The sequence below is a fragment of the Actinomadura geliboluensis genome (assembly GCF_043197915.1).
In the GTDB taxonomy this organism is placed as follows: Bacteria; Actinomycetota; Actinomycetes; order Streptosporangiales; family Streptosporangiaceae; genus Spirillospora; species Spirillospora geliboluensis.
The window spans coordinates 182,456-206,550 of the sequence record NZ_JBICUA010000006.1 but is presented as its reverse complement, the minus strand read 5'-3'; the positions used below and the strand labels follow the sequence as shown (position 1 = coordinate 206,550).

Below are 24,095 nucleotides of genomic sequence, written 5' to 3'. Positions count from 1 at the left end.
CCGAGGGAAGGGCGGCGGTGAGCCGGGAGGCGGCGGGCACGGAGAAGGCGGGCACCGAGAAGCCGGGCACGGAGGCTGCTGGGCGGCCGGACGCGGCGCCGGTGCCGTCGCCGCCGCTGGAGCGCGCCGCCGAGGGCAGGCTGCTGGCCGGAGTGTGCCGCGGCCTCGCCGGGCATCTGGGCGTGGACGTGGTGCTCGTCCGGGCCGCGTTCGTGCTGCTGACGGTGGCGAGCGGGCTCGGCGTCGCCGCGTACGCCGCGTTCTGGATCCTGGTGCCCGTCGCCGAGAAGGCGCCGCGGGACGGTGCGACGGCCGCCGTGACGGGTGCGGCGCCGGGCGGCCGCCGGCGCGGCCGCGACTGGGGCCAGCTGCTCGCCTACACGGCCGTCACGCTGGGGCTCGCGGCGCTGCCGTGGGGCGCGGCGGGGGTCGTCCAGTGGGCGCTGTGGCCGTTCGTCGTCGGCGGGGTCGGCGCCGCGATCCTGTGGCAGCAGGCCGACCGCGACCAGCGGCAGCGGTGGACGCTGCCGCTCCGCCAGCGGTGGCTGCGCAGCCTGCTCGGGCTGCTGCTGGTCGTCGGCGGCATCGGCGGCGTCGTCGTGCAGAACGTGGAGGCCGCGCAGGCGCGGTCCGTGATCGTCGCCATGCTGATCATCCTGACCGGGGTCGCGGTGATCGTGACGCCGTGGGTGGTGCGGCTCTGGCAGGACCTGGACGCCGAGCGGCACGAGCGCATCCGCTCCCAGGAGCGCGCCGAGCTGGCCGCGCACATCCACGACTCGGTGCTGCACACGCTGACGCTGATCCAGCGGAACGCGCACGACACGCGGGAGGTGCAGCGGCTCGCCCGGTCCCAGGAGCGGACGCTGCGGACATGGCTCTACCAGCCGCGCGCCGACCCCGACCTGACGTTCGCCGCCGCGATCAGGGAGGCCGCCGGGGAGGTCGAGGACGACCACGGCGTGCCCATCGAGATCGTCTGCGTGGGCGACACGGCGCTGGACGAGCGGCTCGGCGCGGCGCTGCAGGCCGCGCGGGAGGCGATGGTGAACGCCGCCAAGTACGCGGAGGCGCCGTCGGTGTCGGTGTACGCGGAGGTCTCGGGCGAGGAGATCGCCATTTTCGTCCGCGACCGGGGCAAGGGATTCGACCTCGACGCGGTCCCGGCGGACCGGATGGGCGTCCGAGGGTCCATCATCGGACGTATGGAGCGCAACGGCGGGAAGGCGACCGTCCGCACCGCTCCCGGCGAGGGCACCGAGGTTCGGCTGGAGATCAAGAAATCATGAGTGACGCGTTGAAGCGGGTCGTGCTGGTGGACGACCACCAGATGTTCCGGACCGGCGTGAAGGCGGAGCTGGGCGGTGGCGTCGAGATCGTCGGGGAGGCGGGCGACGTCGACGAGGCGGTGGCGGTGATCCGCGAGGCGCGGCCGGACGTGGTGCTGCTGGACGTGCACCTGCCGGGCGGCGGCGGGATCGAGGTGCTGCGCCGGCTGCACGGCGCCGTCCCGTCGAAGTTCCTCGCGCTGTCGGTGTCGGACGCGGCGGAGGACGTGATCGGGGTCGTGCGCGGCGGGGCGCGCGGCTACGTCACCAAGACGATCTCGGGGCCGGAGCTGACGGACGCGATCGGCCGGGTCGCGGAGGGCGACGCCGTGTTCTCGCCGCGGCTCGCCGGGTTCGTGCTCGACGCGTTCGCCGCGTCCGACGTCCCCGCCGTGGACCCCGAGCTCGACCAGATCACCCAGCGGGAGCGGGACGTCCTGCGGCTGATCGCGCGCGGCTACGCCTACAAGGAGATCGCCAAGGAGCTGTTCATCTCGGTGAAGACGGTCGAGACGCACGTGAGCAGCGTGCTGCGGAAGCTGCAGCTGTCGAACCGGCACGAGCTGTCGCGCTGGGCCGCGGCCCGCCGCCTGGTCTGACCATCCGCGCGGCGATCATTTCGCCGCAAACGTGTATCGGTGCCCGATACAGTCACTGGTCATGACATATCCTCCCCCCGGATCCGGGTACCCGGGTCCGCAGCCCCCTTACCAGCCGCCGCCGGCGCCGCCCGGCCCGCCCGGCCCGCCCGGGTACGGCTCCCCGTACCGCAACGACTCGACCAACGGGCTCGCGGTCGCGGCCTTCATCACCGGGCTGCTCGGCTGCCTCGGCGTCCTCGGGATCATCCTCGGGGCGATCTCGCTGAGCCAGATCGGCCGGAACGGCGGGCGCGGCCGCGGGTTCGCGATCGCCGGCATCGTCCTGTCCTCCTTCTGGATCCTCGGCGCGGTCGTGGTCGGCGTCGTGGCCGCCGCCAGCGACTCCTCGTCCGACGGCGGCAGCGCGCTGCCGCGGCCGTCGCAGAGCAAGACCCAGACGGTGGACGCGCAGAAGATGAAGGTCGGCGACTGCATCAACGACGCCGCGACCGCGACCAACCCGTCCGACACCGAGCCGGTGGAGGTCGAGAGCGTGAAGATCGTGCCGTGCACCGGGCCGCATGACGGCGAGGTCGCGGCGGTCTTCCGGCTGACGGGTTCCCTCATGCCGCCGGAGTCCGAGCTGCAGCAGCAGGCGTCGGACGGCTGCAAGCTCCGCACCCGCGCGCGCATCAACCGCGACCCGGCGGCGAGCCGCCTCGCGAACTCCTTCTACTACCCCACGGACGAGTCGTGGCGGCAGGGCGACCGCACCGTCACCTGCGTGATCGTCGCGGCGAACGACGGCACGAAGCTCACCCGGCCGGTGCGCCCCTGAGGTGACCGGCATCCGCCGGGCGGCCGGCCCGCCGCCCGGGCCCGCGGGACCCCGTGACCGTTCCGGGAGCCCCGCGACCCCGCCGGCTCACGGATGCGAGTCGCGCATGGTGCTCACGACCATCTCGGCCATGTGCTCGACCGTGTCCACGCCCTTCTCCATCGTCGGGCTGTCCCCGCTGCACACCGCGATCAGGAAGTCGTGGTCGCGTCCGGTGATGCGGCCGATGCTGTTGACCGCCCATCCGTGCCCCTGGAAGCGGACCGGCGTCCAGCCGTTCTTCAGCGCCACCTTCTCGCCCGGACGGGCCGCCGCGCTGACACCCCAGGCCTGCTCCTTCACCACCGTGCCCATCAGGCCCAGGATGTACTGGCGGTGCGCCGCCTTGATGGGGCTCTTGTCCGATGCCAGGTTCTGCAGCAGCCTCACCTGGTCGGCCGGTGTGGTCAGGGACGAGCCCCACGACCCCGCGAACGGCGTGGTGTTCTTCAGGCCGAGGCTCCGGTTCGCCTTCCTGACGCCGCCGTTGCCGCCGGCCGCGGAGTAGAGCGCGTCGGCCGCCGAGTTGTCGCTTTCGCGGATCATCTGCCCGGCGAGGTCCCGCTGCCCCGCCGTCAGCGCGTCCCGCCCGCGCTGCTGCCGCAGGACGAGGCTGGACAGGATGTCGACCTTCATGACGCTCGCGGTGACGAACCGCCCGTTCTCGTTCTCCCCGAAGGACAGGCCCGTGCGCAGGTCGGTGGCCATGATCCCCGCCTTGCCCGGACGGGTGCCGAGGTAGGCGCGGACGGCCTGGGTCAGCGCCGTCCGGTCGAACGGGCGGGTCCGGGCCTCGTTCGCCACGGCCGCCTCCCGCCCGGCCTTGATCGGTCCGGTGGCGCCGACGGTCGCCCCGCTCTTGCGCTGCGGTGCGTCGGCGACGAGCCAGTGGGCGGTGAGTCCCGCCCCGGTGGCGCCTGCGGCCAGGGCGAGCACGATGATATGACGTCGCATCGATCCCCCCGAATTCGTGCGACAGGTGATGGTCCGAAGAGCGCTAGAGGACGCCGGGCAGCCGCGCCGGGCAGCCGGGCTCGCAGCGCTCGGCGTGCCAGGCGACGCGGCGCGCGTACGACCCGAACCGGCGGCGCAGGGCGGCCCGCGTGACGCGGCCGGTCCCCGGGAACCCCTCGACCTCGCCGCGCCAGCGGATCAGCGTCCCGCCGGAGTGCGGCTCCAGCGTCACGTCGACCAGGACGCGGCGCCGGGGCGGGCCGGTGCGGGCGATGTAGCCGTAGTGCCGCGGCGGGTCCCAGGCCACGACCTCCTCGCGCCAGGGCGGGACGGACCGGACGGCCCCGATGCCGTTCGGGTGCTCGGTCCCGTCGGCCTCGCGCCGCGCGCGGATCCAGAAGCCGCCCCACTCGCCCCACGCCTCGGCGAGGCACAGGTGCTTGAAGATCACTTCCGGTTCGGCGCGGGATCTGGCGGTGGCCTCGATCTCATGCGGCATGACAACCCCCCGTGTTCTGTCACGTGGGGTGCATGCCCGATCTGCGACCAATTACGGCATGTAAGGGGGCGGATTTATAGCGTGACCGAAATTTGGAGTGCGTTCAGGCGGTGTCGACGACCTGGAAGGACTCGGCGAGGCGGCCCTCCGGCAGGCCCGCCGCCGCCGCGTTGGCGCCCAGCCAGCCGCGCAGCATCTCCGGCAGCCCGTCGCCCATGTGCCCGGTCTGGCTCACGTGCGCGCGCAGCGCGTTCACCTTGCGCTCGAAGCGGTCGGTGATGTCGACGTAGTGGTTCACGACGGGGCCGCCGCTGATCCACACCTCCCGCGCCGTCCACGCCTCCAGGCCCTCGTCGGCGAGCAGCTCCGGGAACGCGAACGGGTTGCGGGCGTCGGGGTAGACGGCGTCGAGCGCGGCCGAGCCGACCGCCCGGTGGTCGGGGTGGCTCGGGTAGATCCGCTCGTAGTTGCGCTCCGGGCTCGGCATGAGCACCAGGTCCGGCCGCACCTGCCGGATCACCCGGGCGATGTCGCGGCGCAGGTCCAGGATCGCCTCGACGCGCCCGTCCGGGTAGCCGAGGAACCGGACGTCGGTCACCCCGACGCACTTGGCCGCCGCGCGCTGCTCCTCCCGGCGCAGCGTCGCCATCTCCGCGCGGGAGACCTTGTCGTCGAAGCCGCCCGCGTCGCCGTCGGTCACCATGAGGTAGACGACCTCGATGCCCCGGTCGGTCCAGCCCGCCACGGTCCCGGCCGCGCCGAAGTCGACGTCGTCGGGGTGCGCCATCACGGCGAGGACCCGCCGCACTCCGCCGTCCTCCGGCCCCGGCCCGCCGCCGTCCAGCGGACGAGCTCCGCCCGGCCCATCGTCGTCCAGAACGTTGGTCACGGTTTCAACAATAAGGTCCGCGAACGTTCCGGGCACCTCCGGAAGATCAGGTATTCGCGCGCCGCGGGGTCGGAGCGCGGTCGGGACGCGCTCAGAATGAGGTCAGAACGAGGTCAGCGCCGCGAGAAGGCGGTCCTGGAACGCCGCCACGTCGCTGCCGACGGCGACCTTGACCGGGCGGCGGGTGTCCTCGGCGGGCAGCGACCGCGCGTCCCACACGGTCGTGCCGCGCGTCAGCTCGCCCCGCAGCTCCACCCGGACGGGCCGGTGGGCGTACTCGCCGAGCCCCGGGTCCACGGCCAGCATCGCGGCGAGCGCGTCGTGGATGACCGCGCCCCGGCGCTTCAGCGTCGGCGTGTAGGCGACCTCGTAGAACTTCAGGATCCGCGCGGCGAAGCGGGCGACCTCGCCGTCGTGCGCGGCGAGCCGGTCGAGCCAGTCGTCGTGGACGGCGGTCGGGTGGGTGGCGTCCAGCGGCACCAGCACGACCGGCCAGTCCGCCGCGAACACCAGGTCGGCGGCCTCCGGGTCGTGCCAGATGTTCGCCTCGGCGTGCGTCGTGATGTTGCCCGGGTGGTCGAACGCGCCGCCCATGACGACGACCTCGCGGATCAGCGACGGGAGCTCGCCGTCCAGCAGCAGCGCCGCGCCCAGGTTCGTCAGCGGGCCGGTCGCCAGCAGCGTCAGCTCGCCGGGCCGCTCGCGCGCCAGCCGGACGATCTGCGCCGGGGCGGGCTCGGCGACCGGCCGTCCCGCCGGGTCGGGCAGGTGCGTGTCGCCGAGGCCGTCCGTCCCGTGCCAGTCCAGCGCGTAGTGGACGTCCTGCGCCATCGGCCGGTCCGCGCCGACCGCGACCGGGACGCCCCCGGTGATCCCGGCCGCCTCCAGCACGCGCAGCGTGTTCAGCGCGCCGGTCAGCGGGTCGATGTTGCCGTGCACCGTGCCGACCGCCGCCAGCTCCGCCTCGCCCGCCCGGACCAGCGAGGCCAGGTAGAGCAGCGTCATCGCGTCGTCGATGCCGGTGTCGCAGTCGTAGAGGAACGCGGGTCCGTTGGTCACGACCGAAAACCTATACGGGCGCGGGCGGTGAAGATCGCGGACCGTCCGCGATTGGGTCTGGGACGCGGCGCCGCACCGGGGTAGAGCAAGAGACATGCGCAAACTCATCAACGCCCCGGCGGACGTGGTCTCCGACGCGCTGCGCGGCCTGGCCGCCGCGCACCCCTCGCTGAACGTCGACCCGGCGAACGGCACCGTCGTGCGGGCGGACGCGCCCCGCGCCGGGAAGGTCGCCCTGGTGTCGGGCGGGGGATCCGGTCACGAGCCGCTGCACGCCGGGTTCGTCGGCCACGGCATGCTGGACGCGGCCTGCTGCGGCGAAGTGTTCACCTCGCCCGTCCCCGACCAGATCATCGCGGCGACGATGGCGGTGAACGGCGGCGCCGGAGTGGTGCACCTGGTGAAGAACTACACCGGTGACGTCATGAACTTCCAGCTGGCCGCCGAACTCGCCGAGGACGAGGACATCGAGGTCACCTCGGTCATCGTGAACGACGACGTCGCCGTCGAGGACAGCACGTTCACCGCCGGGCGGCGCGGCACCGGCGCGACCCTGTTCGTCGAGAAGATCGCGGGCGCGCTCGCCGAGGAGGGCGCGGCGCTGGACGCGGTCGCGGCGGTGGCGCGGGAGGTCAACGAGCGCAGCCGGTCGTTCGGCGTCGCGATCTCGCCGTGCACGGTGCCCGCCGCCGGGACGCCCACGTTCGAGCTGGGCGAGGGCGAGATGGAGCTCGGCATCGGCATCCACGGCGAGCCCGGCCGGGAGCGTGTCGCGCTCGGCACGGCGGCGGAGATCGTGGCCGCGTCGCTCAGCGCGATCGACGCGGACATGGCGCTGTCCGGGTCCGAGGTGCTGGTGCTGGTGAACGGGATGGGCGGCACCCCGCTGATCGAGCAGTACATCGCCTACGCGGCGGCGGCCGACTGGCTGGAGGGGCACGGCGCGACCGTCGTCCGCACCCTGGTCGGCCCGTACGTGACGAGCCTGGAGATGGCCGGCTGCATGATCAGCGTCTGCCGGATGACGCCCGACCTGACCCGCCTCTGGGACGCGCCCGTCGAGACCCCCGGGCTCCGGTGGGGCCGATGAACACCGGCACGATGAACCCCGGCTCGATGAACGCCGACGACTTCGCCTCCTGGATCCGGCACGCCGCCGAACTGGTCACCGCCGACGCCGAGCGGCTCACCCGGCTGGACGCGGCCATCGGCGACGGCGACCACGGCCACAACCTCGACCGGGGCTTCCGCGCCGCCGTCGACGCCCTCCCGGACGGCGTCCCGCCCGGCAAGGTGCTGATCGCGGCCGGGCGCGCCATCGTGTCCAAGACCGGCGGCGCGTCCGGCCCCCTCTACGGGACGGCGCTGCGCCGCGCGGGCAAGGCCCTCGGCGACGCCGCCGACGTGGACGCCGCCGCGCTCGGCGCCGCGCTGCGGGCCGCGCTGGACGGCGTCCGCGACCTCGGGAAGGCCGCCGACGGCGACAAGACGATGGTCGACGCGCTCGCCCCGGCCGTCGCGGCCTACGAGGCGGCGCTGGCGGACGGCTCCGGCCTCGCCGGGTGCGTGCGCACCGCCGCCGAGGCCGCCGCCAAGGGCGCGGACGACACCGTCCCGATGCAGGCGCGCAAGGGCCGGGCGAGCTACCTCGGAGCGCGCAGCGTCGGGCACCTGGACCCGGGTGCCGCGTCCACCGCGCTCCTGTTCGGGGCGCTCGCCGACGTGACGGGGGAGGGCTGATGGTCGGCATCGTGATCATCTCGCACAGCCGGACGCTGGCCGAGGGCGCCGCCGAGGTGGCCCGGGCGATGGGCGTCGGCAAGGCCGTCGTCGAGCCCGCCGGCGGCGACTCCGAGGGCCGCCTCGGCACCAGCATCGACCTGGTCGAGCAGGCCGTCGCCGCCGCCGGCGACGGTGACGGCGTGGTGCTGCTCGCCGACCTCGGCAGCTCCGTCCTCACCGCCAAGATGCTCATCGAGGACGCCGACGGCGACGACGTCCTGCTCGCGGACGCGCCCCTGGTGGAGGGCGCGGTCGCCGCCGCGTCCATGGCGGCGACGGGCGCCGACCTCGCCACCGTCCACGCGGCCGCCGAGTCGGCCCGCGACCACCGCAAGACGTCCTGACCTCCGGCCGTGGCGGGTCCGTGCGCGGCCCGCCACGGCCGCGGTCACGTCGTGTCGGGCCCTTGCAGTGCGTCGGGCCCTTGCAGCAGGGCGCCGAGGACGGACGAGGCGCCCGCCGGATCACCGCGCACCTCGAAGACGCGCGGCTCCGCGCCGGCCTCGTCCACCGTGACGCGGTACGCGGGCAGGTCGGCGCCGACCTCGCCTCCCTCGCCCTGGGCCGCGGCCAGCGCGTCCACCGCGTCCCGGACGCGGCCGGCCCGCCCGGCGGAGAGCGCGTCCGTGTCGTACAGCGCGACGACGGCGTTCCGGCCGGTGAACCCGCCGGTGCTCTCGATCTTCACGCGCATGGCGCCTCCCCGCCGGGGGTGGTCAGGCGCCGGCCGTCACTTGCTGAAGGCCCGGCGCAGCTCGTCCAGGTCGTCCCGGAGGATGTCATCGTCCTCCAGCGGGCCCCGCATGGCCAGTTTCTCCGGGGCCACGACCTGGTACTCGGGCATCTGCATGGTGCCGCAGCAGCGCGACCTGTCCTGGTCGGCCCGCAGGCTCGCGGAGTGCTCGTCGTGCGGCGCCACCTCCGTGACGTCCCGCCCGTCCCCGGTGTAGCCGGGCTCGGTCATCGCCATCCGCCCGCTCATCAGGTCGCGCAGCGGCGTCTCCGCCGTGGTGATCTCGCGGACCGCGAACCGGTTCCGGACGAACGTCCGGTAGATCGCCGGGTCGCCGCGGCCGGCCGAGATCTCCAGCATCTTGTTCGCCACGTCCACGTACCGGGCGCCCGTCGCCGGGGCCGCCACGATCGCGTCGAACACCAGCTTGCACAGCGCCGACGCCGTCTCGATCAGGATCACGGAGGCGTCCTTGGTGCGCCGCTGCCGGCTCAGCTCGAACGTGTAGACGTCGGCCAGCACGTCGTAGACCGCGCCGGTGAACACCTGCGAGATCGCGTGGACCTCGTTGCCGACCTGGCTGAGCTTGAGGTCGTTGTCGGCGTTGCGCAGCCCGGACGGCATCCCGAGCGCCCTGCCGAACTCCTCCGCCAGGTCCGCGAGGAACGACTTGTCGTGCAGGTTGGCCTTGGTCAGCGCCACCAGCGCCTCCGCCTGGTCCGGCTGCGCCAGCGCCAGGAAGATCGCGGTGATGTCGCCGAACGCCTCGTGCAGGCCGCCGGTCTGCGGCGGGTTGCCCGCCGACAGCCAGCCCGGCTTGAGGCCGTCCAGGATCGCGTGGCCCGTCTCGTGGGCGACGATGTCCAGCGACCGGCAGGTGTGCAGGACGGTGCCCTGCGGCTGCCCCTGCGGCGTGAAGAACAGGAACTTGAGCGCCTGGCCCGTCCGCGTGTAGAACGCGTTCGCACCCTCGCCGGCGTGGGGGAACACCGTGATGCGGTCGGTGTTGCCGCCGACGTTCCACGCGAACGGGATCGGGTTGCCGCCGTTGTGGCGTTCGTACATCGCCATCGTCTGCCGGACGACGGCGAACGTGTGCGCGCAGTCGAACTGCGCGCTCGCGGCGGCGAACACGAAGTCGCCGTTGACGTTGCGGGCCACCGGGGTGACGCCCGCCAGCTCCGTCCGGACGCGGGCGTCCGCCGGGCCGTTCAGCACCACGGTCGGGACGTAGACCAGCCGGGCGCCGAGCTCGGCGACGGACGGGTCCTGCTTGTAGACGAGGAACCGGTGCCCGGTCCTCAGCGGCACCGGGACCGGCACCGGGCGCGGCACGGGCCGCGGGAGCGGCGGGGCCGCCTCCCGGACGCCCCCCGGCCGCCGGGCGGGAATCTCGACCTCCGCGGTCGCGGCGTCCCGCGGCGCCTGGAACTCCTGCTGGTGGATCGTCATCGAAGCCACCTCCCCTGACAGTGCGCGAGTCCCTGCTGACTCCGCGCTGCTGCGAGCGGACATGCGGGGTCGAAGTACGGGGCCTTTGGCTCCGGGGCCGGCCCGGTGGATCCCGGGTGGTCCGGTTGTCCGCTCCGTCCCGTCGAACGCTCCGCCGGTGGCGAGATCGAGTCAACCCGCGGGCCCCGAAAGCCGCCCCGTCTGTCCACATGAAGCCACCCGCCGGGGTACCGGGCGCACCGGGCGGTGCGGCGGACGCGCCGAAATCGTCCGCGCCGCGCCGTAGACTCGCACGTGATGTCGAAGACCGAAGCTCACCCCTTGCTCGATGGCCTCAACCCGCAGCAGCGCGCCGCCGTCGTGCACTCCGGCGGCCCCCTGCTGATCGTCGCGGGCGCCGGCTCGGGCAAGACCCGGGTGCTCACCCACCGCATCGCGCACCTGCTCGGCGAGCGGGACGTGCACCCCGGCCAGATCCTCGCGATCACCTTCACCAACAAGGCCGCCGCCGAGATGAAGGAGCGCGTCGACGCCCTCGTCGGGCCGCGCTCGCGCGCCATGTGGGTGATGACGTTCCACTCCGCCTGCGTGCGGATCCTGCGCCGCGAGGCCAAGCGGCTGGGCTTCCCCACGAGCTTCTCGATCTACGACCAGGCCGACGCGAACCGGCTGATGGCGCTGGTCTGCCGCGAGCTCGACCTCGACCCGAAGCGGTACCCGCCGAAGTCGTTCAGCGCCCAGGTGTCCAACCTGAAGAACGAGCTGATCGACTACGAGACGTTCAAGGACCGCGCCTCGACCCACATGGAGCAGACGCTCGCCGAGGCGTACGAGATGTACCAGGCGCGGCTCCAGCAGGCCGGCGCCATGGACTTCGACGACCTGATCATGATGACGGTCAACCTGCTGCAGGTGTTCCCGGAGGCCGCCGAGCACTACCGGCGCCGGTTCCGGCACGTCCTCGTCGACGAGTACCAGGACACCAACCACGCGCAGTACGAGCTCGTCCGCGAGCTGACCGCCCCGGTCGAGGGGGTCGGCGCGGCGGAGCTGTGCGTCGTCGGCGACGCCGACCAGTCGATCTACGCGTTCCGCGGCGCGACGATCCGCAACATCCTGGAGTTCGAGCGCGACTACCCGGACGCCACGACGATCCTGCTGGAGCAGAACTACCGCTCCACGCAGACGATCCTGTCCGCGGCCAACGCGGTGATCGAGCGCAACGCCGACCGCAAGCCGAAGAAGCTGTGGTCCGACCAGGGCGAGGGCCACAAGATCACCGGCTATGTGGCCGACAACGAGCACGACGAGGCCGCGTTCGTCGCCCACGAGGTCGACCGGCTCACCGACGAGGGCGACGCCCGCCCCGGCGACGTCGCCGTGTTCTACCGCACCAACGCCCAGTCGCGCGTCTTCGAAGAGGTGTTCATCCGCGTCGGGCTGCCCTACAAGGTCGTCGGCGGCGTCCGGTTCTACGAGCGCAAGGAGATCCGCGACGCCCTCGCCTACCTGCGCTGCCTCGCCAACCCCGAGGACACCGTCTCGTTGCGGCGCATCCTGAACGTCCCGAAGCGCGGCATCGGCGACCGCGCCGAAGCGTGCGTCGAGGCGTACGCGTCCCGCGAGCGCATCTCGTTCTGGCAGGCGCTCCGCGTGCCCGAGGACGTCCCCGGCATGGCGACCCGCTCGATCAACGCCGTCCGCGAGTTCGTCACCCTGCTGGACGAGCTGCGCGCCGCCGCCGAGTCGCTCACCCCCGCCGACCTGATCGCCGAGGTGCTCAAGGCCAGCGGCTACCTGGAGGAGCTCCAGAACTCCAAGGACCCGCAGGACGAGACCCGCGTCGAGAACCTCCAGGAGCTGGAGGCCGTCGCCCGCGAGTTCGAGGAGCGCCTCGACGGCGAGTCCGCCGAGGGCCGCCTCCCCGAGTTCCTGGAGCAGGTCGCGCTGGTCGCCGACGCCGACTCCATTCCCGGCGGCGCCAAGGGCGGCCCCGTCCCGCCGGGCGAGCAGCCCGAGGAGAGCGAGCACGGCGTCGTCACCCTGATGACCCTGCACACCGCGAAGGGCCTCGAATTCCCGGTCGTGTTCCTCACCGGCATGGAGGACGGCGTCTTCCCGCACCTGCGCGCCATGAGCAACCCCAAGGAGCTCGAAGAGGAGCGCCGCCTCGCCTACGTGGGCATCACCCGCGCCCGGCAGCGCCTCTACGTCTCCCGCGCCGCGATGCGCAGCTCGTGGGGCGCGCCGCAGGTGAACCCGCCGTCACGGTTCCTCGGCGAGGTCCCGAAGAGCCTCGTCGAGTGGGAGCGCGAGGCGTCGTCGACGTCCAGCCCGGCGATGTCGCGCATGGCGGCGCGGCCCGGCACCCGCTCACCGGGGAACCGCCCCGTCCCGTCCCTCTCCCCGGGCGACAAGGTCACCCACGACGCGTTCGGGCTCGGCACCGTCGTCTCGGTCTACGACCGCGGCGAGAAGGCCAGCATCGACTTCGGCGGCGAGTACGGGGTCCGCACCCTCGTCCTGCGCTTCGCCACCATCGAGAAGCTCTGACCCGCCCGGCCCCGGTCAGGCGGGGCGGCGGCGCAGGAGGTTCATCGGGAGGGTGTGCAGGACGACCTGGTCGTCCTGGTTGAGGAGTTCGGCCCGGGTGCGGACGATGCCGCGGTCGGGCTTGGAGCGGGACGGGCGCGCCTCCAGGACGGCGACGCGCAGCCGGAGGCGGTCGCCGGGGCGGACGGGCGCCGGCCAGCGCAGCTCGTCCACGCCGGGGGAGGCGAGGCTCGCGACGCGGGACAGGAAGTGGTCGGCGAACAGCCGCATCATGATCGAGCCGGTGTGCCAGCCGCTCGCGATGATGCCGGCGAACGGGCCGGTCGCGGCGAACTCCGGGTCGACGTGGATCGGCTGCGGGTCGAACCGGCGGGCGAACTCGATGATCTCGGCCTCGTCCGGCGTGACGTGGCCGTACTCGTAGACCGAGCCCTCCTTGTAGTCCTCGAAGTAGCGGTCGTCGATCGGGGTGGGGAAGTCGGCGCCGAGGGCCCGCGTGCTGATCGTCATGGCCCCAGCATCGCGCGTTCTCACTCCGCGGGGGAGTCCGGGGCGGGGGACGCCAGGGACGCCAGGAACCCGTCGAGCATGGCGATCTGCCGGTCGGGCGGGAAGGCCGCGGGGTCGAAGAGGGCGTGGACGACGAGCCCGTGCGCGAAGGCGGCGGCGGACGCGACGACCTCGTCCACGTCGCGGGAGCCGGGCAGCTCGCCGCGGGCGACCGCCGCCGCCACGTGCGGGCGCAGGCGGTCGCGCCAGCCGCCGTAGCGGTCCCGCTGGCGGGCGGCGAGGTCGCGGTCGGCGAGCGAGACGTCCCAGGAGCTGACCCACACGCGGTTCATGGCCGTCGCGGCGGGGGTGAGGGACAGGACGTCGAGGAGGGCGGCGCGCAGGCCGGGCAGGCCCGGCCGCGCGGTGCGGAGCGGGCGGTTCGCGGTGCGCTCGTCGGCGACGTCGAGGGCGTGCTCGACGAGGGCCCGCTTGTTCGGGAAGTAGTGGGTGAGCAGGCCGGTGGAGGCGCCCATCTCGGCCGCGACGGCGCGCAGGGTCAGGCCGCCGAAGCCGTGCTCGGCGAGGACGCGCCAGACGGCCTCGGACACGTCCCGGCGGCGGGCGTCGTGATCACCTCGGGCGGGCATTCCCGTAGGATACATAACAAACGTTCGGTACGTACCGCCTGGAGGTCCGATGTTCGCTCTCACGCTCGCCGACGGCGCCGAGCTCCGCCCGCTGGAACCGTGGCGGGCGGCGGAGTTCGCCGAGCACGCGCGGGCGGTCCGCGCCGAGATCGACGAGTACATCCCCTGGGCCCGGACGGTCGTGGACGAGGAGACGGCCCGCGCCCTGCTCCAGTCGTACGCGGAGAAGCAGGCCGCCGACCGGGGGCGCATCTACGGCATCTGGGTCGACGGCGTCCTCCAGGGCGGGACCGTCTTCCGGACGTTCGACGCGAGTCAGGGCACCTGCGAGGCGGGCGTCTGGCTCGCGGCGGGGGCGCGCGGGCGGGGGCTCATCACGACGGCCGTCCGCCACATGATCGACTGGGCGTTCGGCGTGCGGGGGCTGCACCGGGTCGAGTGGCTCTGCGATCCGCGCAACACGGCCAGCGCGGCGGTCGCGAAGCGGCTCGGCATGACCTGCGAGGGCGTGCTGCGGCAGGGGTTCACGCTGGGCGGCGAGCGCCGGGACGTCCAGGTCTGGGCCGTCCTCGCCGACGAGTGGACCTCGTGACGCCCCCGGGGACGCCGATAGGGTAACCAGCGATCTCTGATTCACTCCTTACCCCCGGGAGTCCCCGTGCACGCCGAGCAGGTGCTCATGCTGCTGGCCGCCGCCGTCGCGGCCGGCTGGGTCGACGCGGTGGTGGGCGGGGGCGGGCTGATCCAGCTGCCCGCGCTGCTGCTGGCCAACCCGGGGCAGCCGGTCGCGGCGGCGCTCGCCACCAACAAGCTCGGCTCGATCGCGGGCACGGCGTCCGCGGCCGTCGCCTACGCGCGCAAGGCCAAGCCGGACGTGCGCGTCGCCGTCCCGGCGGGGGTGCTCGCGGTGTGCTGCGCGGCGGGCGGGGCGCTGTGCGCGACGGTGATCTCCTCGGACGTCCTCAAGCCGGTCATCATGGTCGTGCTGCTGTCGGTGGCCGCGATCGTGGTGCTGAAGCCCGATCTCGGCCGGGCGCCGCGGCTGGTGCTGCGGACCCGCCGCCGGGTCGCCGCCGCCGTGCTCGTCCCGGGCGTCGCCATCGCCTTCTACGACGGGCTCGTCGGGCCCGGCACCGGGACGTTCCTGGTCGTGGCGTTCACCGCGCTGCTCGGCATGGACTTCGTGGACGCGTCCGCCACCTCGAAGATCATCAACGCCTGCACCAACCTCGGGGCGCTGCTGGTCTTCGCCGCGCAGGGGCACGTGCTGTGGGCGGTCGGCCTGGGCATGGCGGTGGCCAACGCGGTCGGCGCGCAGCTCGGCGCGCGCATGGCGATCAAGCGCGGTGCGGGGTTCGTCCGGGTCGTCCTGCTCTGCGTGGTCAGCGCGCTCGTCGCGAAGCTCGCCTACGAGCAGTTCAGCTAGGGGACGGGCAGCGGGCGCTCCAGCGCCGCCAGGCTGAGCAGCACGAGGGACGCCGTCCACCCGAGCGGCGCCGGGCCGGCGGGCTTGCCGGTCGGGCCGACCTTCTCTGGCAGGACGCCGAGGGACGTGCGGTGCGCCGCCAGCCAGCTCAGCCGGGAGAGCGCCTCCTCCGTGCGGCCCGCCGCGGCGGCGTTCAGCCCGAACAGGGCCGTCTCCGGGGTCCAGGCGACGTCCGGGGTGCCGGACCAGCGCTCGCCCGGCAGCACGCCCCCGTTCGGCAGCGACTGCTTGCGCGCGGCGTTCCCGATCGCGGCGGTGACCTCGGGGTCCTCCGGCGCGAACGGCGGGGCGAGGAACGTCACGGAGGTGTCCATCAGGCCGCCGGGGACGGGCGAGCGCGGGTAGCCGTAGGGCGCGAACTGCCGGGCCACGGCGTCGGCGACCCGCTGCGCCGCGCCCAGCCACTCGGAGGACTTGCCGGGCTCGCCGCGCATCCCCGCGAGGTCGGCGGCGGCCCGCAGCCCCGCCAGCACGGGACCGACGACGCCGAGCGTGGGGCGGCGCGGGTCCTGCTCGCGGCCGGGGTCGCGCTCCCAGTAGTCGGACGAGGCGGGCGGCAGGCCCTCGGCGTCCAGCGAGCGGGTCAGGTGGTCGGCGGCGCGCCGCACCATCGGCCACAGGTCGGGCAGCTCGTCCGGCGCGCCGGTCTGCACCCGGTAGAACCAGGCCGCCCACAGCACCCAGCCGAGCGAGTCGAGCTGCGGGACGCGGCCGTCGGTGACGGCCGTCCCGTCGGCGTTGTAGCGCGCGGCCCACATGCCGTTGTCGCTCTGCACGCGCGCGAGGAAGCGCAGGACGCGGCGGGCCTCCGACGGGTGCCCGGTGACGGTGAAGGCGGCGACGGTGAACGCGGAGTCGCGCGGCCAGGAGTACCGCCACTTGCTGTACCAGGACGCGAGCGACGCCCCGTTCGGGCGAGTGAGGAGCCGCAGGTCGAGCAGCGCGCGCGCCGACATGTCGCGGTAGGTCTGGCCCTGCCCGCCGGTGGGGACGGTGCCCTGCGCGAGCCAGGCGTTGTCGGACCGGACGGCCCTGCCGACGCGCGGGTCGGACGCGTCCACCGTGATGGGCTTGTCGCCGCCGGACGGGATCAGCCGCACGCGCCCGTCCGCGAGCCGGACGACGGAGCTGTCCGGCAGGTAGGCGGCCCCTTCGGCCTGCTCGGGGGAGAGCGGGACGCCGGTGAACGGCCAGCCGCCCCCGCCGACGAGGCCGGGGCTCGCCCAGCCGGAGCCGGCCGGTTCGGGGGCCGTGGCGCCGCCGGTCGCGATGAGCGCGGCGATGAGCAGCAGCGCGGTGGCGCGGCGCACCTTGCGGGCGCCCGACCGCCGCCGGCCGCGGCCTCCGGTGCCGCGCTGCTCGGGCCCGCGCCGCGCGGGCGGCACGATGGGAGTGCCCGGTGCGGGCCGTGCGTGGACGGAGGCCGTGACGGACGCTGTGACGGACGCGTCCCGTTCCTCCGCCATCGCCATCCGTTCGCCCCCTTCGCCACAGCCCAGCGCAGCGAAATAAGTACATCAAACTACGTCAATTGGTTCATCCTCCTCACGAGCCACTACGTGCCCACACCTCAGGATGAGACACCTCGGACCTCGCCGCCCTTGCCGCCGGGGAGAACTATCGGTGACATATGGACCCGGCGGCATCACCATGAAGGCGGGTTGACTAGGCTGCATCGACGGAGCGGACCGCAGAGTGCCGGCCGCACGGAAACCCGTGTAGATCGCCGACTCGTGTGGTCTTTGGCTGTCGATCCGTTAAGGACGCCCTCGTGGACCTGTTCGAACATCAGGCGAAGGAACTCTTCGCCGAGTACGGGGTACCGGTGCCCACCGGCAAGGTCGCCCATACTCCCCAGGAAGCGCGCGCCATCGCGGAGGAGCTGTTCTCCGCGGGCAGCAAGAAGGTCGTGGTCAAGGCCCAGGTGAAGACCGGCGGCCGCGGCAAGGCCGGCGGTGTGAAGCTGGCCGACACGGCCGACGAGGCGGAGACGCTCGCCGGCCGGATCCTCGGCATGGACATCAAGGGCCACACGGTCCACAAGGTCCTGGTCGAGGAAGGCAGCGCGATCGCGCAGGAGTACTACTTCTCCTTCCTGCTCGACCGCGCCAACCGCACCTTTCTGTCCATCTGCTCCGTCGAGGGCGGCGTGGAGATCGAGGAGGTGCCGCACGACCGGCTGGCGATGGTCCCCGTCTCCCCGCTGGACGGCGTCGACCGGGCCCAGGCCCGTGCGATCGCCGAGCAGGGCCGGCTGCCCGAGGAGGCCCTCGACGGCGCCGCCGAGCTGATCGAGCGGCTGTGGGCCGTGTTCACCGACGAGGACGCCTCCCTCGTCGAGGTGAACCCGATGATCCTCACCGCCGACGGCCAGGTGAAGGCCCTCGACGGCAAGGTCACCCTGGACGACAACGCCGGGTTCCGCCAGGACCACGAGAAGTACGAGGACAAGGCCGCCGCCGACCCGCTGGAGGCCGCGGCCAAGGCCAAGGACCTCAACTACGTCAAGCTCGACGGCAGCGTCGGCATCATCGGCAACGGCGCGGGCCTCGTCATGTCCACCCTGGACGTGGTCGCCTACGCCGGCGAGCAGTTCGGCGGCCAGAAGCCCGCCAACTTCCTCGACATCGGCGGCGGCGCGTCCGCCGAGGTGATGGCGAACGGGCTGGAGATCGTGCTGTCCGACGCGGCCGTCAAGTCGGTCTTCGTCAACGTCTTCGGCGGCATCACGGCCTGCGACGCCGTCGCGAACGGCATCGTCTCCGCCTACCAGCTGCTGGCCGACCGCGGCGAGGCCGTCGACCGGCCCCTCGTCGTCCGGCTCGACGGCAACAACGCCGAGCTCGGCCGCAAGATCCTCAGCGACGCGGCGCTGCCCGGCGTCCAGCAGGTCGACACCATGGACGAAGCGGCCAAGCGCGCCGCCGAACTCGCAGCGGCAGGTGCATGAGCATGGCCATCTGGCTCACCGAGAACAGCAAGATCATCGTGCAGGGCATCACCGGCTCCGAGGGCACCAAGCACGGCCGCCGGATGCTCGCGTCCGGCGCCCAGGTCGTCGGCGGCGTGAACGCCCGCAAGGCCGGCCAGACGGTCGACTTCGACGGCACCTCCCTCCCGGTGTTCGGCACCGTCAAGGAGGCCATGGAGCAGACCGGCGCGGACGTGTCGGTCGTGTTCGTGCCGCCGAAGTTCACCAAGGACGCCGTCGTCGAGGCGATCGACGCCGAGATCCCGCTCTGCGTCGTCATCACCGAGGGCATCCCGGTGCACGACACCGCGCACTTCTGGGCCTACGCCGAGAAGAACGGCAACAAGACCCGCATCATCGGGCCGAACTGCCCCGGCATCGCGTCCCCCGGCAAGTCGAACGCCGGCATCATCCCGGCCGACATCACCACGCCCGGCCGCATCGGCCTCGTGTCCAAGTCCGGCACGCTGACGTACCAGATGATGTACGAGCTGCGCGACATCGGCTTCACCACGTGCGTCGGCATCGGCGGCGACCCCGTCATCGGGACCACCCACATCGATGCCCTCCAGGCGTTCCAGGACGACCCGGACACCGACGCCATCGTGATGATCGGTGAGATCGGGGGCGACGCCGAGGAGCGCGCCGCCGCCTACATCGAGCAGCACGTGACCAAGCCGGTCGTCGGCTACGTCGCCGGGTTCACCGCCCCCGAGGGCAAGACCATGGGCCACGCGGGCGCGATCGTGTCCGGCTCCGCCGGCACCGCGCAGGCGAAGAAGGAGGCCCTGGAGAAGGTCGGCGTCCGGGTCGGCAAGACCCCGAGCGAGACGGCCGTCCTCATGCGGGAGATCATGCAGAAGCTCTGACCTCCTGCGGGACCACCGAAAGGACGCCCGAGCCGCCCCGGCGGCCCGGGCGTCCTTTCGCGTCCGGCCGGACGGGACGGGCGCCGGGGCCGATGACAAAGGCGACACGCCGGGCGGGCGGACGGGGCCGGGGCGGGCGTGGTGCCAGCATGGAGCGGTGAGCGACAAGACCCCCGGGCGGCGTCCGCAGCGGCGGCCGGCGACGGACGCGCCGGCGAAGAGCGAGACCGGCCGCGCCGGAGGTGGCGGCGCGCCCCCCGAGGCCGGCCCCGGGCCCGGCCGCGAGGCCGCCCGGGAGCGGACGGCGGCGCAGGCCGCCCGGCCGCTGTACGTGACGGGGCTGGTCGCGGCGCTGTGGTGCGTCGGCATCGGCCTCGCGGTGCTCACCACGATCACCCTCATCGGGTGGATAGCGGCGCCGAAGACCGCGATGGGCAACGGGATGTCCGGGGTGTTCCGGACGGCCGTGAACTTCTGGCTCGTCGCCCACCACGCGGGCTTCTCCTACGGTCAGGGGCGGGTCGGGCTGCTGCCGCTCGGCGTGCTCGTCCTGCCGGGCGTGCTGCTGTACCGGGGCGGCGGGTGGATGATCCGCGTCGCGGGGCTGCGGCGCCGTCCCCGCATCGCGGTCGTGCACGTCGCCGCCGCGCTGGCCGTGCCGTACGCGGTGCTGGCCGCCCTGCTCGCGCTCGCCGCGTCCTCGGACGAGGTGCGGTCGTCGGCCTGGCAGGCGCTGGTCGGCTGCTTCCTCGTCGCCGTCATCGCGGGCGGCCTCGGCGCCGCCCGCGCCGTGGTCGCCGCGCAGGTCGCGGCGGAGGCGCGCGGCCGGCGGGTCAGGTCGGGGCTCGGCGCGCTGCTGCGGCTGCTGCCGGAGCGGCCCCGCTCGCTGGTGATCGGGGTGGCGGGCGCGCTCGGCGTGCTGCTCGCGTCGGGCGCGGTGCTCGTGGGCGCGGCGCTCGCCATGAACATCGCGGCGGCCGACGACCTGTACGGCATGCTCGCCCCCGGCGTCGTCGGCGGCGTCCTGCTGCTGCTGGTCGAGCTGGCCTTCCTGCCGAACGCGGTGATCTGGGGGATGGCGTACGCGGTCGGGCCGGGCTTCTCGGTCGGCGCCGGGACGAGCGTCTCCCCGACCGGGGTCTTCCTGGACGCCGTGCCCGCGTTCCCGCCGCTCGCGGCGCTGCCGCAGCCGGGCCCGGCGCCCGCGCTGTCGCTGCTCGCGCTGGCCGCGCCGTTCGTCGCGGGCGCGGTCGGCGGCACCCTCACGATCAGGTCGCTGCCGAGCCCGGTGGCGGAGGGCGCGCCGCTGTGGGGGTTCGTGTCGGGGGCGCTGACCGGTGCCGTGGCGGCGCTGCTCAGCGCGCTGTCGGGCGGGCCGCTCGGCGGCGGCCGGATGGCGACCGTGGGGCCGTCCGTCTGGCAGGTGGGGCTGCTGGCGGCCCTGGAGGTGGGCATCTCGGCGGCGATCGCCGCGTGGGTGGCGAACTGGATGGTGCTGCGCCGTCCCGCGCGCGCGCCAAAGAAGGCTCCGCGGAAGGCCGCGAAGAAGGCCGCCAAGAAGGCGAAGCAGCCGAAAAAGGCGAAGCAGCCCGCCGTCCGGCCGGAGCCGGTGGCGGTGCCGCTGTCTGCCCCCGTCCCCGGCGACTACGACCCGCCCGCGCGGCCCGCCGAGGAGGCGGCGCCGCGGGCCCCGCACGCGCCCGATCCGCTGGAGTTCGAGGAGGCCGAGCCCGTCCTCGCGCCGCGGCGGCCCCGGCGGCGCGCCGACCCGCTGCCGGACCTGGCCGAGGAGCGGCCCGCGCCCGCCCCCGAACCGGCGGAGCCGTCGGGCGACGGCACTATCGTCGTCGAGGGCCACCTCGTGGACGAGCCCGAGCCCGAGCCCGAGCCGGAGCCCGAGCCCGCGGAGCCGCGCCGCGCCGTCCCGCCGCCTCGCGCCGACCCGAACCGCACCGAGAACCGGGGCGGCGCCATCTATGTCCTGCGCGAGGAGCCCGAGCGGGACTAGCGGCGGCTCCAGCCAGAGGGGGCGCTCAGAGCAGGTGCCCGTACTCCTCCATCCAGCCGGGCGGCAGGTCGAGCTTCTTCTCGATCTTCGGGTAGTACTCGTCCTGGCACACCTGCCGGTCGGTGTGGGTGTTGGCGGCGTTGACGCAGTCCCAGTAGCCGCTGAACTCCGTCCGCAGGAAGACCGCCATCGCGACCATCACCAGCGACATGCCGAGGCCGATGGCGCCCATCACCATGCCGGGGAGGGCGCCGGGCACGGTGTCGCGGTTCGCGCGGGCCTGCCGGCGGGCCTTGATCCCGACGACGAGCGCGGCGACGCCGAGCACGAGGCCGAGCGGGTAGAAGAACAGCGCGGTCAGCAGCGCGATGCCGCCGAGCCACAGGGCCCGCACGCCGGCCTGCCGCGCCTGTGACGGCCCCGCGGGCGGCTCTCCCGCCGGCCGCCCGTCCGGGCGGTCCTCGGGACGGGCCTCGCGGCCCTGCTGCTCGCTCACTCTTCGTCTCCTCCTGGCCCGTGGGGTGGGGATCCGCCGACCGATTCGGGCGGATCTGCGGTGAAGCGGCGCCGAACCGGCCCGATAGGCTTCGTGGTGGCCGCACATCCCGTCAACGTTCACCGGGGAGTCATGGTGTCCGCCCGGCTCGTCGTCCTCGTCTCCGGCGCGGGGACCAACCTACAAGCGCTGCTCGACGCGTGCGCGGATCCAGCCTACGGTGCCGAAGTCGTGGCCGTGGGGGCGGACCGCCCCGGTATCGCCGGAACCGAGCGAGCGGAACGTGTGGGTTTGCCCACTTTTACGGTCTGCGTTCCGGATTTCCCGTCCCGCGAGGAGTGGGACGCGGCGCTGACCGCGGCCGTCGCCGCGCACGAGCCCGACCTCGTCGTCTCCGCCGGCTTCATGAAGATCCTCGGCCCCCGCTTCCTGGCCCGGTTCGGCGGCCGCACGGTCAACACCCATCCCGCGCTGCTGCCCTCGTTCCCCGGCGCGCACGCCGTACGGGACGCCCTGGCCTACGGCGTGAAGGTCACGGGCTGTACCGTTCACTTCGTCGACGAAGGCGTGGACACCGGACCCGTCATCGCCCAGGAGACCGTCCCCGTGGGCTGGCATGACGACGAAGACTCCCTGCACGAGCGCATCAAGCGGGTGGAGCGCCGGCTCCTCGTCGACGTCGTCGGACGCCTCGCCCGCGACGGCTGGACCGCGCGCGGCAGGCGGGTCTCGATGAAGTGCAGGACCTGTGGTGAATCTTCCGACGACCATGAGGGGAGCTCGGCCGGTGAGTCGGGTGGCGATTAAGCGCGCGCTGATCAGCGTGTACGACAAGACCGGGCTGGAGGAGCTGGCCCGCGGCCTCCACGAGGCGGGGGTGGAGCTCGTCTCGACCGGGTCGACGGCCGGCCGGATCTCCGCCGCCGGCGTCCCGGTGATGAAGGTGGAGAAGCTCACCGGCTTCCCCGAGTGCCTGGACGGCCGGGTCAAGACCCTGCACCCCAGGATCCACGCGGGGCTGCTCGCCGACCGCCGCAAGGAGGACCACCTCCAGCAGCTCGACGACCTCGCCGTGGAGCCGTTCGACCTGGTGGTCGCGAACCTGTACCCGTTCGCCGACACCGTCAACTCGGGCGCGAAGCCGGACGAGTGCGTCGAGCAGATCGACATCGGCGGCCCGACCATGGTCCGCGCCGCCGCGAAGAACCACGCGAGCGTCTCCGTCGTCGTCGACCCGTCCGCCTACGGGACGGTCCTGGACGCGGTGAAGGCCGGCGGCTTCACGCTGGAGGAGCGGCGCCGCCTCGCCGCGCTGGCGTTCGCGCACACCGCGTCCTACGACGTGGCCGTGGCCTCCTGGTTCGCGAGCGCCTACGCCCCCGACGAGACCGCCGCCGGCACCGGCTGGCCCGACTTCCTCGGCGCCACCTGGGAGCGCTCGAACACCCTCCGGTACGGCGAGAACCCGCACCAGCGCGCCGCCCTGTACCGCTCCCCGGGCGAGACCGGCCTGGCGGGCGCGGAGCAGCTGTACGGCAAGGAGATGTCCTACAACAACTACGTGGACACCGACGCCGCCCGCCGCGCCGCCTACGACTTCACCGAGCCCTGCGTCGCGATCATCAAGCACGCCAACCCGTGCGGCATCGCGGTCGGCGCCGACATCGCCGAGGCGCACCGCAAGGCGCACGCCTGCGACCCGGTGTCCGCCTACGGCGGCGTGATCGCGGCGAACCGCCCGGTCACCGCCGCGATGGCCCGGCAGGTCACCGAGAGCTTCGCCGAGGTCGTGATCGCCCCGTCCTTCGACGACGAGGCCGTCACCGTCCTGAAGGACCGGTTCAAGAACGTCCGGCTGCTGGTCTGCCCGGACGCCCCGGCCGGCGCGGTCGAGCACCGGCGCATCGACGGCGGCCTCCTGGTGCAGGGCGTCGACGCGGTGGACGCGCCCGGCGACGACCCGTCCACCTGGGAGCTGAAGACCGGCGCGGCCGTGGACGAGGCGACGCTGCGTGACCTGGCGTTCGCGTGGCGGGCGATCCGCTCGGTCAAGTCCAACGCGATCCTGCTGGCCGCGGACGGCGCGACCGTCGGCGTCGGCATGGGCCAGGTCAACCGGGTCGACTCCGCCAAGCTCGCGGTCGCGCGGGCCGGGGCGGAGCGCGCCGCGTCCGCGGTGGGCGCGTCCGACGCGTTCTTCCCGTTCCCGGACGGCCTGGAGGTGCTGACCGAGGCGGGCGTGAAGGCGATCGTCGAGCCCGGCGGGTCCGTCAACGACGACAAGGTCATCGAAGCAGCGGAGAAGGCGGGCATCAGCCTGTACTTCACCGGCGTCCGGCACTTCTTCCACTGACGCCTCCGGTGACCGGCGGTTCGCCCGGTGTGGCGCGGAACACGTGCCGCACCGGGTTTACCGCCG

24 protein-coding genes are annotated in these 24,095 nt (G+C 73.6%); 14 read left to right on the top strand and 10 right to left on the bottom strand.

Going from position 1 to position 24,095, the window contains the following annotated elements; all coding sequences use genetic code 11:
* Positions 1 to 116: 116 nt before the first annotated feature.
* From ACGFI1_RS20960 to ACGFI1_RS20950, 3 genes are all read left to right on the top strand, one after another.
* Positions 117 to 1,289 (top strand): ATP-binding protein, encoded by a 1,173-nt coding sequence (locus ACGFI1_RS20960; protein ID WP_387072337.1) that lies wholly within the window; start codon positions 117 to 119, stop codon positions 1,287 to 1,289.
* A complete protein-coding gene (locus ACGFI1_RS20955; protein ID WP_138634552.1) occupies positions 1,286 to 1,927 on the top strand; it encodes a LuxR C-terminal-related transcriptional regulator in 642 nt (213 codons plus the stop codon). The genes ACGFI1_RS20960 and ACGFI1_RS20955 overlap by 4 nt, the downstream gene beginning before the upstream one ends.
* Positions 1,928 to 1,988: 61 nt before the next feature.
* Positions 1,989 to 2,747, top strand: coding sequence for a DUF4190 domain-containing protein (locus ACGFI1_RS20950; RefSeq protein ID WP_387072302.1), 759 nt, complete (start codon positions 1,989 to 1,991; stop codon positions 2,745 to 2,747).
* 87 nt (positions 2,748 to 2,834) lie between these two features.
* Here ACGFI1_RS20950 and ACGFI1_RS20945 read toward each other — a convergent pair whose 3' ends face one another.
* From ACGFI1_RS20945 to ACGFI1_RS20930, 4 genes are all read right to left on the bottom strand, one after another.
* Positions 2,835 to 3,740 (bottom strand): serine hydrolase, encoded by a 906-nt coding sequence (locus ACGFI1_RS20945; protein ID WP_392787179.1) that lies wholly within the window; start codon positions 3,738 to 3,740, stop codon positions 2,835 to 2,837.
* 43 nt (positions 3,741 to 3,783) lie between these two features.
* A complete protein-coding gene (locus ACGFI1_RS20940; protein WP_386876056.1) occupies positions 3,784 to 4,239 on the bottom strand; it encodes an SRPBCC family protein in 456 nt (151 codons plus the stop codon).
* A gap of 103 nt (positions 4,240 to 4,342) precedes the next feature.
* Complete coding sequence (locus tag ACGFI1_RS20935) at positions 4,343 to 5,026, bottom strand: PIG-L deacetylase family protein (RefSeq protein ID WP_392787538.1); 684 nt, start codon at positions 5,024 to 5,026, stop codon at positions 4,343 to 4,345.
* 204 nt (positions 5,027 to 5,230) lie between these two features.
* Complete coding sequence (locus tag ACGFI1_RS20930) at positions 5,231 to 6,187, bottom strand: nucleoside hydrolase (protein ID WP_301174201.1); 957 nt, start codon at positions 6,185 to 6,187, stop codon at positions 5,231 to 5,233.
* 94 nt (positions 6,188 to 6,281) lie between these two features.
* Between ACGFI1_RS20930 and dhaK the strand changes: the two genes are divergently transcribed.
* The 3 genes from dhaK to dhaM are packed head-to-tail and all read left to right on the top strand — an operon-like array spanning position 6,282 to position 8,313.
* Positions 6,282 to 7,277, top strand: a complete 996-nt coding sequence (gene dhaK, locus ACGFI1_RS20925) for a dihydroxyacetone kinase subunit DhaK (RefSeq protein WP_392787177.1) — start codon at positions 6,282 to 6,284, stop codon at positions 7,275 to 7,277.
* Positions 7,274 to 7,927 carry a dihydroxyacetone kinase subunit DhaL gene (dhaL, locus tag ACGFI1_RS20920; RefSeq protein WP_392787176.1) on the top strand — a complete coding sequence of 218 codons (654 nt, stop codon included), beginning with the start codon at positions 7,274 to 7,276 and terminating at the stop codon, positions 7,925 to 7,927. Before dhaK ends, dhaL begins: the two co-directional genes overlap by 4 nt.
* Positions 7,927 to 8,313: a dihydroxyacetone kinase phosphoryl donor subunit DhaM gene (gene dhaM / locus ACGFI1_RS20915; RefSeq protein WP_138634570.1), complete on the top strand. Its 387-nt coding sequence runs from the start codon at positions 7,927 to 7,929 to the stop codon at positions 8,311 to 8,313. The genes dhaL and dhaM overlap by 1 nt, the downstream gene beginning before the upstream one ends.
* 44 nt (positions 8,314 to 8,357) lie before the next feature.
* Here the strand turns inward: dhaM and ACGFI1_RS20910 are convergent, their stop codons facing one another.
* Together ACGFI1_RS20910 and ACGFI1_RS20905 are read right to left on the bottom strand one after the other, a co-directional pair.
* Positions 8,358 to 8,663, bottom strand: a complete 306-nt coding sequence (locus ACGFI1_RS20910) for a hypothetical protein (RefSeq protein WP_392787174.1) — start codon at positions 8,661 to 8,663, stop codon at positions 8,358 to 8,360.
* Positions 8,664 to 8,699: 36 nt separating this feature from the next.
* Entirely contained in the window at positions 8,700 to 10,154 is a 1,455-nt protein-coding gene (locus ACGFI1_RS20905) for a hypothetical protein (protein WP_392787172.1), read from the bottom strand.
* A gap of 297 nt (positions 10,155 to 10,451) precedes the next feature.
* Here ACGFI1_RS20905 and pcrA point away from each other — a divergent pair, with 297 nt between their 5' ends.
* Positions 10,452 to 12,707: a DNA helicase PcrA gene (pcrA, locus tag ACGFI1_RS20900; protein WP_386876066.1), complete on the top strand. Its 2,256-nt coding sequence runs from the start codon at positions 10,452 to 10,454 to the stop codon at positions 12,705 to 12,707.
* A gap of 15 nt (positions 12,708 to 12,722) precedes the next feature.
* On the opposite strand, the gene ACGFI1_RS20895 is transcribed toward pcrA, so the two are convergent.
* Complete coding sequence (locus tag ACGFI1_RS20895) at positions 12,723 to 13,217, bottom strand: MaoC family dehydratase (protein ID WP_138634573.1); 495 nt, start codon at positions 13,215 to 13,217, stop codon at positions 12,723 to 12,725.
* A 20-nt stretch (positions 13,218 to 13,237) separates the two neighbouring features.
* Positions 13,238 to 13,846 (bottom strand): TetR/AcrR family transcriptional regulator, encoded by a 609-nt coding sequence (locus ACGFI1_RS20890; protein WP_392787170.1) that lies wholly within the window; start codon positions 13,844 to 13,846, stop codon positions 13,238 to 13,240.
* 49 nt (positions 13,847 to 13,895) lie between these two features.
* On the opposite strand from ACGFI1_RS20890, the gene ACGFI1_RS20885 reads away from it, so the two are divergent.
* Positions 13,896 to 14,438: a GNAT family N-acetyltransferase gene (locus tag ACGFI1_RS20885; protein ID WP_301174205.1), complete on the top strand. Its 543-nt coding sequence runs from the start codon at positions 13,896 to 13,898 to the stop codon at positions 14,436 to 14,438.
* 87 nt (positions 14,439 to 14,525) lie between these two features.
* Positions 14,526 to 15,272, top strand: coding sequence for a TSUP family transporter (locus ACGFI1_RS20880; RefSeq protein WP_205719107.1), 747 nt, complete (start codon positions 14,526 to 14,528; stop codon positions 15,270 to 15,272).
* Here the strand turns inward: ACGFI1_RS20880 and ACGFI1_RS20875 are convergent.
* Complete coding sequence (locus ACGFI1_RS20875) at positions 15,269 to 16,804, bottom strand: glycoside hydrolase family 15 protein (RefSeq protein ID WP_392787168.1); 1,536 nt, start codon at positions 16,802 to 16,804, stop codon at positions 15,269 to 15,271. The two genes, ACGFI1_RS20880 and ACGFI1_RS20875, sit on opposite strands and share 4 nt — an antisense overlap.
* 299 nt (positions 16,805 to 17,103) lie before the next feature.
* Between ACGFI1_RS20875 and sucC the strand changes: the two genes are divergently transcribed.
* The 3 genes from sucC (at position 17,104) to ACGFI1_RS20860 (ending at position 21,180) form a co-directional block, all read left to right on the top strand.
* Positions 17,104 to 18,282 carry an ADP-forming succinate--CoA ligase subunit beta gene (gene sucC / locus ACGFI1_RS20870; protein ID WP_138634585.1) on the top strand — a complete coding sequence of 393 codons (1,179 nt, stop codon included), beginning with the start codon at positions 17,104 to 17,106 and terminating at the stop codon, positions 18,280 to 18,282.
* Positions 18,283 to 18,284: 2 nt separating this feature from the next.
* Entirely contained in the window at positions 18,285 to 19,172 is an 888-nt protein-coding gene (gene sucD / locus ACGFI1_RS20865; protein WP_138634588.1) for a succinate--CoA ligase subunit alpha, read from the top strand.
* A gap of 157 nt (positions 19,173 to 19,329) precedes the next feature.
* The gene (locus tag ACGFI1_RS20860; protein ID WP_392787165.1) at positions 19,330 to 21,180 is read left to right on the top strand and encodes a cell division protein PerM; all 1,851 of its coding nucleotides are present in this window, start codon (positions 19,330 to 19,332) and stop codon (positions 21,178 to 21,180) included.
* A 25-nt stretch (positions 21,181 to 21,205) separates the two neighbouring features.
* On the opposite strand, the gene ACGFI1_RS20855 is transcribed toward ACGFI1_RS20860, so the two are convergent.
* A complete protein-coding gene (locus ACGFI1_RS20855) occupies positions 21,206 to 21,676 on the bottom strand; it encodes a DUF4190 domain-containing protein (RefSeq protein WP_138639647.1) in 471 nt (156 codons plus the stop codon).
* Between the two features lie 132 nt (positions 21,677 to 21,808).
* On the opposite strand from ACGFI1_RS20855, the gene purN reads away from it, so the two are divergent.
* Entirely contained in the window at positions 21,809 to 22,483 is a 675-nt protein-coding gene (purN, locus tag ACGFI1_RS20850; RefSeq protein ID WP_138639646.1) for a phosphoribosylglycinamide formyltransferase, read from the top strand.
* Positions 22,464 to 24,029: a bifunctional phosphoribosylaminoimidazolecarboxamide formyltransferase/IMP cyclohydrolase gene (gene purH / locus ACGFI1_RS20845; RefSeq protein WP_138639645.1), complete on the top strand. Its 1,566-nt coding sequence runs from the start codon at positions 22,464 to 22,466 to the stop codon at positions 24,027 to 24,029. The genes purN and purH overlap by 20 nt, the downstream gene beginning before the upstream one ends.
* Positions 24,030 to 24,095: the final 66 nt, after the last annotated feature.

Excerpts from the sequence above, each read along its gene's own strand:
- ACGFI1_RS20955 (WP_138634552.1), top strand. The coding sequence starts at position 1,286 with ATGAGTGACGCGTTGAAGCGGGTCGTGCTGGTGGACGACCACCAGATG.
- ACGFI1_RS20950 (WP_387072302.1), top strand. The coding sequence starts at position 1,989 with ATGACATATCCTCCCCCCGGATCCGGGTACCCGGGTCCGCAGCCCCCT.
- ACGFI1_RS20945 (WP_392787179.1), bottom strand. The coding sequence starts at position 3,740 with ATGCGACGTCATATCATCGTGCTCGCCCTGGCCGCAGGCGCCACCGGG.
- ACGFI1_RS20940 (WP_386876056.1), bottom strand. The coding sequence starts at position 4,239 with ATGCCGCATGAGATCGAGGCCACCGCCAGATCCCGCGCCGAACCGGAA.
- ACGFI1_RS20935 (WP_392787538.1), bottom strand. The coding sequence starts at position 5,026 with ATGGCGCACCCCGACGACGTCGACTTCGGCGCGGCCGGGACCGTGGCG.
- dhaK (WP_392787177.1), top strand. The coding sequence starts at position 6,282 with ATGCGCAAACTCATCAACGCCCCGGCGGACGTGGTCTCCGACGCGCTG.
- dhaL (WP_392787176.1), top strand. The coding sequence starts at position 7,274 with ATGAACACCGGCACGATGAACCCCGGCTCGATGAACGCCGACGACTTC.
- dhaM (WP_138634570.1), top strand. The coding sequence starts at position 7,927 with ATGGTCGGCATCGTGATCATCTCGCACAGCCGGACGCTGGCCGAGGGC.
- ACGFI1_RS20910 (WP_392787174.1), bottom strand. The coding sequence starts at position 8,663 with ATGCGCGTGAAGATCGAGAGCACCGGCGGGTTCACCGGCCGGAACGCC.
- ACGFI1_RS20905 (WP_392787172.1), bottom strand. The coding sequence starts at position 10,154 with ATGACGATCCACCAGCAGGAGTTCCAGGCGCCGCGGGACGCCGCGACC.
- pcrA (WP_386876066.1), top strand. The coding sequence starts at position 10,452 with ATGTCGAAGACCGAAGCTCACCCCTTGCTCGATGGCCTCAACCCGCAG.
- ACGFI1_RS20895 (WP_138634573.1), bottom strand. The coding sequence starts at position 13,217 with ATGACGATCAGCACGCGGGCCCTCGGCGCCGACTTCCCCACCCCGATC.
- ACGFI1_RS20890 (WP_392787170.1), bottom strand. The coding sequence starts at position 13,846 with ATGCCCGCCCGAGGTGATCACGACGCCCGCCGCCGGGACGTGTCCGAG.
- ACGFI1_RS20885 (WP_301174205.1), top strand. The coding sequence starts at position 13,896 with ATGTTCGCTCTCACGCTCGCCGACGGCGCCGAGCTCCGCCCGCTGGAA.
- ACGFI1_RS20880 (WP_205719107.1), top strand. The coding sequence starts at position 14,526 with ATGCTGCTGGCCGCCGCCGTCGCGGCCGGCTGGGTCGACGCGGTGGTG.
- ACGFI1_RS20875 (WP_392787168.1), bottom strand. The coding sequence starts at position 16,804 with ATGGCGATGGCGGAGGAACGGGACGCGTCCGTCACAGCGTCCGTCACG.
- sucD (WP_138634588.1), top strand. The coding sequence starts at position 18,285 with ATGGCCATCTGGCTCACCGAGAACAGCAAGATCATCGTGCAGGGCATC.
- purN (WP_138639646.1), top strand. The coding sequence starts at position 21,809 with ATGGTGTCCGCCCGGCTCGTCGTCCTCGTCTCCGGCGCGGGGACCAAC.